This window comes from Nocardia thailandica NBRC 100428 (assembly GCF_000308795.1).
GTDB classification, from domain to species: domain Bacteria; phylum Actinomycetota; class Actinomycetes; order Mycobacteriales; family Mycobacteriaceae; genus Nocardia; species Nocardia thailandica.
Window position 1 is genome coordinate 1 of sequence record NZ_BAGK01000015.1, and the last position, 7,095, is coordinate 7,095.

Annotated in this window: 6 protein-coding genes; 1 reads left to right on the forward strand and 5 read right to left on the reverse strand. The window is 71.8% G+C overall.

From position 1 onward, the window contains the following. Nucleotides 1–33: 33 nt before the first annotated feature. The 4 genes from ON36_RS01420 to ON36_RS01435 all read right to left on the reverse strand — a co-directional run bounded on the left by ON36_RS01420 (nucleotide 34) and on the right by ON36_RS01435 (nucleotide 4,922). Nucleotides 34–753, reverse strand: coding sequence for a type 1 glutamine amidotransferase (locus ON36_RS01420; protein WP_043646834.1), 720 nt, complete (start codon nucleotides 751–753; stop codon nucleotides 34–36). Then, nucleotides 750–1,988: a Mur ligase family protein gene (locus ON36_RS01425; RefSeq protein ID WP_043646840.1), complete on the reverse strand. Its 1,239-nt coding sequence runs from the start codon at nucleotides 1,986–1,988 to the stop codon at nucleotides 750–752. The genes ON36_RS01420 and ON36_RS01425 overlap by 4 nt, the downstream gene beginning before the upstream one ends. Nucleotides 1,989–2,092: 104 nt before the next feature. Beyond that, on the reverse strand, nucleotides 2,093–3,844 hold the full coding sequence (locus tag ON36_RS01430) for a hydroxysqualene dehydroxylase (protein WP_043646846.1): 1,752 nt from the start codon (nucleotides 3,842–3,844) through the stop codon (nucleotides 2,093–2,095). A 151-nt stretch (nucleotides 3,845–3,995) separates the two neighbouring features. After that, on the reverse strand, nucleotides 3,996–4,922 hold the full coding sequence (locus ON36_RS01435; RefSeq protein ID WP_043646849.1) for an EamA family transporter: 927 nt from the start codon (nucleotides 4,920–4,922) through the stop codon (nucleotides 3,996–3,998). Nucleotides 4,923–4,994: 72 nt separating this feature from the next. Here ON36_RS01435 and ON36_RS01440 point away from each other — a divergent pair, with 72 nt between their 5' ends. After that, a complete protein-coding gene (locus ON36_RS01440) occupies nucleotides 4,995–5,915 on the forward strand; it encodes a LysR family transcriptional regulator (RefSeq protein WP_043646854.1) in 921 nt (306 codons plus the stop codon). Here ON36_RS01440 and ON36_RS01445 read toward each other — a convergent pair. Beyond that, nucleotides 5,896–7,095, reverse strand: a 1,200-nt coding sequence (locus ON36_RS01445) for a MinD/ParA family ATP-binding protein (RefSeq protein ID WP_052313531.1), incomplete at its 5' end; no start/stop codon positions are given. The genes ON36_RS01440 and ON36_RS01445 overlap by 20 nt on opposite strands.

A 7,095-nucleotide genomic window follows, 5' to 3' on the forward strand; every position in this document is an offset into this window, starting at 1 on the left:
ACACCAGGGGCCGCGACTCGAGCGCGCCGGCGCTCAGTGTCCCCTCAGCCGTTCCCGGCGCAGGCGGTCGACCTCGGGCAGGTCCAGCGGGGCCAGCTCGGACGCCGGGATGCCGAGCGCGCGGGCGATCAGGTAGTCGGCCAGCTCGGGGTTGCGGGCCAGGGCGGGGCCGTGCATGTAGGTGCCGAGCACCGAACCCTGCACCACGCCCTCGTTCCCGTCGCCGACGCCGTTGCCGACGCCGCGGGTCACCCGGGCCAGGGGGCGCGCGTCGGGGCCGAGGGTGGTGCCGCCGCGATGGTTCTCGAACCCGGTCAGCGGCGCGGAAAGGCCGTCCAGCTGCGGCTGGGTGACGACCTCGCCGATCGACCGCTTCTCCTGCGGGGCCGTGGTGACGTCGAAGAGGCCGACGCCGTCGACCTTCTCGCCCGCCGAGGTCTGGTACCAGTGCCCGAGGACCTGGATGGCCGCGCAGATGGCCAGCACCGGCGCGCCCTTGGCGGCGGCCTGCTGCAGCCCGGGGTAGCGCTGCAGATGGCGGGTCGCCAGGCGCTGCGCGGAGTCCTCCGCGCCGCCGAGGGTGTAGATGTCGAGCGAGTCGGGGACCGGATCCGGCAGGTTGATGTCGATGATCTCGGCGTCGTAGCCGCGCATGCGCAGGCGCTGGCGCAGCACGACGGCGTTGCCGCCGTCGCCGTAGGTGCCCATCACATCGGGCAGGACCAGGCCGATGCGGACGGTCGATTCGCTCATCGGTTGCGCGCCTCCAGGTCGCGGTTGAGATCGCGGAACGCGGTGTAGTTGGCCAGCACCTCGACGTGCCCGGGCGGGCAGGAGGCGATGGCGCGCAACGGGTCCGGCACGAGGGTGTGTTCGACACCGGCATAGGTCAGCCGCACCGCCAGGTCGGTGGCGCGTTCGCCCGCGGCGACCACCTGCACGCCCTCGAAGTGTTCGAAGCGCACGTCCCACAGCCACGACAGGTCCTCGCCGTCGGGCACCTGCCCGTTCACCGCGATGACCAGGCCGGCCGAATCGTGGTCGATCATCGACAGCGCCTCCTGCCAGCCCGCCGGGTTCTTGGCCAGCAGCAGCCGCGCGTCGTGCTCGCCGACCGTCACCGTGCGGTACCGGCCCGCGATCTCGCGCACCGTGCCGGTGGCCTCGGTGGCCTTGGCCATCTCGGCGCCGATCGCCACGGCGGCCGCGACCGCCTGGGCGGCGTTGCCGCGGTTGGCGCGGCCCGGCAGCGCCAGATGCAGCGTCTTGCGGAAGCCGCCGGGGCCGCACAGGTCCTCGCCCTCGAGCCACCAATCGGGCTGGGGGCGGGAGAAATCGGCGCCGGTGCTGCGCCAGTTCTCGCCCTCCCACAGGATCGGCTCGCCGCTGCGCGGGCAGCTGGTCGCGTCGACGGCCCAGCCGCCGCCCGCGGCCACCCACACCACGTTGGGGTGGTCGTAGGCGATCGAAGCGACGAGCACGTCGTCGCAGTTGGCGACGACGACGGCGTTCGGGTGCCGTTCCAGGCCCGCGCGCAGGCGGCGCTCGATCATGTTGATCTCGCCCACCCGGTCCAGCTGGTCGCGGGACAGGTTCAGCAGCACGATCGCCGCCGGATCGAGCGCGTCGGCGACGTGCGGCAGGTGCAGCTCGTCGACCTCGATCGCGGCCAGCGGCATGCCCTGATTGGCCGACAGCGCCGCCACGATGCCCGCGTCCATGTTCGCGCCGTCGGCCTGGGTCGCGACCCGGCCGATGGTGCCGAGGGCGGCGGTGGTCATGCGGGTGGTGGTCGACTTGCCGTTGGTCCCGGTCACCAGGACCGTCCGCCGTCCGCGGCCGAGCTGCGTCATGATCGACGGATCGATCTTCAGCGCGATCAGACCGCCGATCATCGAACCCTTGCCGCGACCCGCCTTCTGCGAAGCCCACGACGCTGCCGCCGCCGCCCGCAGGGCCAGGCGCCCACGCACCGAGATGTCTGCCACGCCGCGAGTCTAGGTCGTCGCGGATGTCGCGCGAATGTCGCGGGCGTGTTGGCGTGGTTACGCGGGCGCTGACGGCGCCGGGCCGGGAACGCGCGGGTCGCGCGTCACAGGGCGACGTCGAACATGTTCGGTTGACCGGCGCGGTAGCGCTCGGCGTCGAGCAGGCGCAGCGGTTCCAGTTCGGGGGTGCGGCGCAGGGTGAAGGTGCGGCAGCGGGCGGCGTTCGAACCGGCGACGTCGAGCAGGGCGTTGACCGCGGCGCGCGCGGACTCGTTGGCGCCCTCCATGGTGGCGAGGTCGACGTCGGTGCGCACGTAGTCACCGGCCAGGAAGAGGTTCTCGACGGGCCCGTGCGGTTCCGGGCGGGCCGCCCAGGAGCCCGCGGTGTTGATGAGCAGCGGGTCGGCGTTGTCGTTGCGGTCGCCCCGCCAGGTGATGCCGGGATCGAGGAACCAGGAGTGCAGATCGGCGGGGCGCAGCAGCTGCTCGCGATCGTCGAGGTGGCGGTCGAGCTGGGCCCAGACCTCGCGGAAGATCTCCTCGTGGGTGCATTCCTTGGCGGGTTTGCCGAAGAGCACGCCGGGGGTGTTCCAATCGGAGATGTCGATCGAGAGGCAGTCCCGGACGGTGCCGTCGCCGAACTCGGTGAGTTTGTGCGTCCACAACTGATTCTGGCTGATCGAGGTGAGCGACCACGGCGAATCGACGTAGGCGGTGTGCCCGCGCGAAATGTTGAGTGGCGCACGGAAGTAGAGCTGGATTCCGTTCATCCAATCGGTCATCAGCCGGTCGGTGGCGGCCAATTCCGGGGCGACGGCGAGCACCTCGGGCGACCAGAGTTTCCTGGCCTGTTCCACGGGCAGGGCCACGACGAAATAGTCCGCCTCGACCGTGCGCGTCGTTCCGCCGGAGACGATCCGCGCGCCGGCGATCCGCCGGTCGCGCATCTCGAGCCCGCGGACGTCGGCGCCCATTTCGAAACGTACCCCGAGCCCGCGCAACAGGCGCTCCCACGGATCTATCCAGGCGATATTCGTGGCATTGTTCAGCACCCGGTCGAGGCCGCCGTCGTTGCCCAGGCCGAGCGGATTACCCAGGAATTGTTCACCCATCGCGCCGATGGTGCGGGTACTGGCGAGATCCTCTTTCGCGGCGACCATCACGCTGGTGAGCGAGCGCGACACCAGCGCGCGGAATTCGTGCGAACGCCGGTGGCCCTGGACGAAGTCCTGCCAGGAGGTGTTCTCCCACTGGCCGAAGCGGCGCTCGGTGCTGCTCGTGTTGAACACCAGCAGCCGGTTGGCGAAGTACAGCGCCTCCTGCGCAGGCATTTTCGTGCCGGTGGCGATGGTGCCCGCGAGGGTCTCGCGCACCGCGTCGGCGTCGGCGGGTGAGTGGATGCCGTCGGGCAGCATCAGCAGGATGTCGTCGGCGTTCGCGCGGGAGAATCGCGCCTCGGGCACCGAGATCAGATTGCTCCACACGCCGTCGGCATTACCGGGGACCGGAATACGGCGCATGGTGTCGGGCAGGTTCTGATAGAAGCCGGGGAAGAATCGGAAACCGTGTTCGCCGGGCAGATCGGGACGGCCGTCGCGACCGGTACCCGAGAACGGGATGCTGCGGGCTTTTCCGCCGAGCGCGCGCCGCTCGTAGACGGTCACCTCGAAACCGCGTTCGGCCAATTCGTGCGCGGCGGTCAGGCCGGCGACGCCGCCGCCGAGAACAGCCACCCGATTGCCCCGCGGCGCGCCGAGTACCGGCCCGGCCGACAGGATCCCCGCTGATCCCACCCCCGCTGCGACCGTGCCACGCAGAAACGTTCTGCGCGAAACGGGCCACCGCTGTTCCGCCATATCTTGTTCAGCTGCCTCGTCCGAAGTGTGTGCCTGCCAACCACTGTAGAGCGGGGCGAAATCCGGGCAATTCCGCCCCGGGTGAAGAGTCGCCCGTCGAACGCTCACATGCTAGCCACACCGGGTCGCGGCGCGGGCCGATCCCCCGAGATCAGACCCGGGCGGGCAGGGGGATCGCCGGGGCGGTGGGAACCGGCGCCGCCCCGCGCGTGGCGGTCGCGGCGAAGGCGCCTGCGATGACGATCACCCCGCCCACGAGGGCCGCCGCCGACGGCGTCTCGTGCAGGAACACCCACGACGCGGCGATGCCGACCACGGGCACGAGCAGGGAGAACGGCGCGACCGTGCCCGCGGGGTAGCGGCTCATCAAGTAGGTCCACAGGCCCGAGCCGCACACGGTCGACAGGACCGCGATGTAGGCCAGCGCGACGAGCGCGGGCACGCCGTCGGCGGAGAACGCGGTGCCGACCGCCCGCGCCCCCGCGCCGGGACCCTCGACGATCATCGACAGTGCCAGCAGCGGCAGGACCGGGACCACGGTGATCCACAGAGTGAGCTGGAGCGGGTCGGCGCCCGGAGACTCGGCCCCGGCCCGCCGGGCGCCGATATTGCCGAAGGCCCAGCCGAGGCCGCCCGCGAGGGTGAGCAGCACCGGCAGCAGCGAGGCGTGGCTGAAGCGGTCCCAGCCGATGACGGCCATCCCCGCCACCGCGACCAGCAGCCCGGCCACCTGCACGCCGCGCAGCCGCTCCCGCAGCAGCACCGCGCCGAGGATCACGGTGAACGGCGCCGACGACTGGAGTACCAGCGAGGAAAGGCCGGTCGGCATACCGACCCGCATGGCGGTGAACAGGAACGCGAACTGCACCGCGCCGAAGCCGCCGCCGTAGAGCAGCAGCCAGCGCCACCGCACCGGCGGCCGCGGAACGAACAGCAGCACCGGCACCGCGAGGACGGCGAAACGCAGGGCGGCGAAGAACAGCGGCGGGAAGTGGTCGAGGCCGATCCGGATGGCCAGGAAGTTCAGGCCCCAGAGGACGACGACGGTGAGGCCGAGCAGGCGGTCGCGGGAGGTCACGCTCCCTATCGTGAGCGGCGGAAACCATCAGGACAATCGAATAAATGTGGATCATTACGGTAGCTTTGCTACATGTTCGGCACGGAGCGATTGCGGATCCTTCGGGAGCTGGCCGACCGCGGCACGGTCGCGGCGGTGGCCGAGGCGCTGTCGATGACGCCCTCGGCGGTCTCCCAGCAATTGAAGGTCCTGGCCAGGGAGGCCGGGGTGGCCCTGCTCGAACCCGACGGGCGCCGGGTCCGGCTGACCGACGCCGGACACGCGCTGGTCCTGCGCGCCGACGATGTCCTCGCCGCCATGGATCGCGCGGTCGCCGAGATGGCCCACTACCGGGGCTCGCCGCGCGGGCAGGTCCGGGTGGCGATGTTCCCCTCCGGCGCGGCGCTGCTGCTGCCGCCGGTCCTCACCGCGCTCGGGGACGGCGGCGTCGAGATCGTCGCGGGAGACGAGGACCTGCCGCCCAGCCACGCCGGGCAGCTGCTCGCCGACTACGACATCGTGCTCACCCACCGCGACGAGCGCGCGCCCTCGCCGTCCGGTCCGCGCATCCGCGCCCAGGTGCTCATGCGCGAACCCATCGACGTGGTCGTCGCCCCGACGCACCGGCTGGCGGGGCACGTGTCGGTGCGCCCGGAGGAACTCGCCGACGAGACCTGGGTCAGCGTGCGCGGCGGGTTCCCGGTGGACGACGTGCTGAACTCCATCGCCACCATCACCGGCGTGCGGCCACGGATCGCTCAGCGGCTCAACGAGTTCCGGGTCATCGAGACCCTCGTCGCCTCCGGCTACGGCGTCGCGCTCATGCCCCGGTTCGCCGTCGCGCATCCCGCGCTGTCGGTGCTGCGCCTGGCCGGGGTGCGGGCGGCGCGGGTGTACGAACTCGTCACCCGGCCGCAGGCCGCGCAGCGCCCGGCCATCGCCACCGTGCTCGACGCCTTCCGGGCCGCGGCGGCCGCGGCCACCGCGGAACCGGTCAGTACCCCTGGTAGCTGAAGTCGTCGGCGACCATCGCCGCCAGTTCCAGCAGCGCCCGCCGCGTCGGCTTGCTCACCAGCTCCAGGTCGATCTCCGCGCCCTCGGCCAGGTGGTCGTCGAACGGGACGATCTGCACCGCGCGGGTGCGGTCGAGGAACAGCTTGCGCAGCTGGTCCAGGTCGACGGTGGAGGCGCCGCGGCGAGAGGCGTTGACCACGACCACGGTTCGCTCGACCAGCTTGCTGTAGCCGTGATGGTCGAGCCAGTCCAGCGTCGCCGACGCGCTGCGCGCGCCGTCGATGGCGGGCGAGGTGACCAGCACCAGCGCCGAGGCCATGTCGAGCACGCCCGACATCGCCGAGTGCATCAGGCCGGTGCCGCAGTCGGTCAGGATGATGTTGTAGAAGGACTGCAGGATGCCGATGGCCTTGCGGTAGTCGGCCTCGCTGAAGGCCTCCGACACGGCCGGATCCTGTTCGGAGGCGAGCACTTCCAGCCGGCTCGGCGCCTGCGAGGTGTGCGCGCGCACGTCGGAGTACCGCGTGATGTGCTGGTCCTCGAGCAGGTTGCGCACGGTCGAACGGGTCTGGCGCGGGACGCGGTGCGCCAGGGTGCCCAGGTCGGGGTTGGCGTCGATGGCGATGACGCGGTCGCCGCGCATGGACGCGAAGGTCGAACCGAGACCCACGGTGGTCGTGGTCTTGCCGACGCCGCCCTTGAGCGACAGGATCGCGATCCGGTAGTCGCCGCGGACCGGCTGGTTCACCCGCTCGACCAGATCGCGGTGCACCACGTCCGCGGCCGACTCGCCCGGGTTGATCACGCCGCGCGAGGCCTTGTGCACGGCCCGGCGCCAGCCGCTGCGCGGCGCCTTGCGGGCGCGCTTGAGCAGGTTCAGGTCGTTCACCGAGTGGCCCGGCTGACCCGGCGCGGGCACGTGCTGCGGCTGGAACGGGGCGTTCATGCCCGGCGCGCCGCCCCACTGCTGTCCCGGCTGGGGACCGAGCGGACCCGGCTGTCCCGGCCCGCCCATCGGGGGCTGACCCATCAGGGGCGGCTGGCCCGGCATCGGCTGCTGCTGGTACATCGGCGGCGGCGGAGGCGCCCAGCTGTAGATGGCACCGGACTGCGGGTCCTGCGGCTGCGGCGCCTGGCCGGGGAACTGCGGCTGGTCCGGCCCGGCGTAGGGCGGCTGCTC

Coding starts and splice junctions, on each gene's coding strand:
- ON36_RS01420 (WP_043646834.1), bottom strand. CDS start 753: ATGAGCGAATCGACCGTCCGCATCGGCCTGGTCCTGCCCGATGTGATG.
- ON36_RS01430 (WP_043646846.1), bottom strand. CDS start 3,844: ATGGCGGAACAGCGGTGGCCCGTTTCGCGCAGAACGTTTCTGCGTGGC.
- ON36_RS01440 (WP_043646854.1), top strand. CDS start 4,995: ATGTTCGGCACGGAGCGATTGCGGATCCTTCGGGAGCTGGCCGACCGC.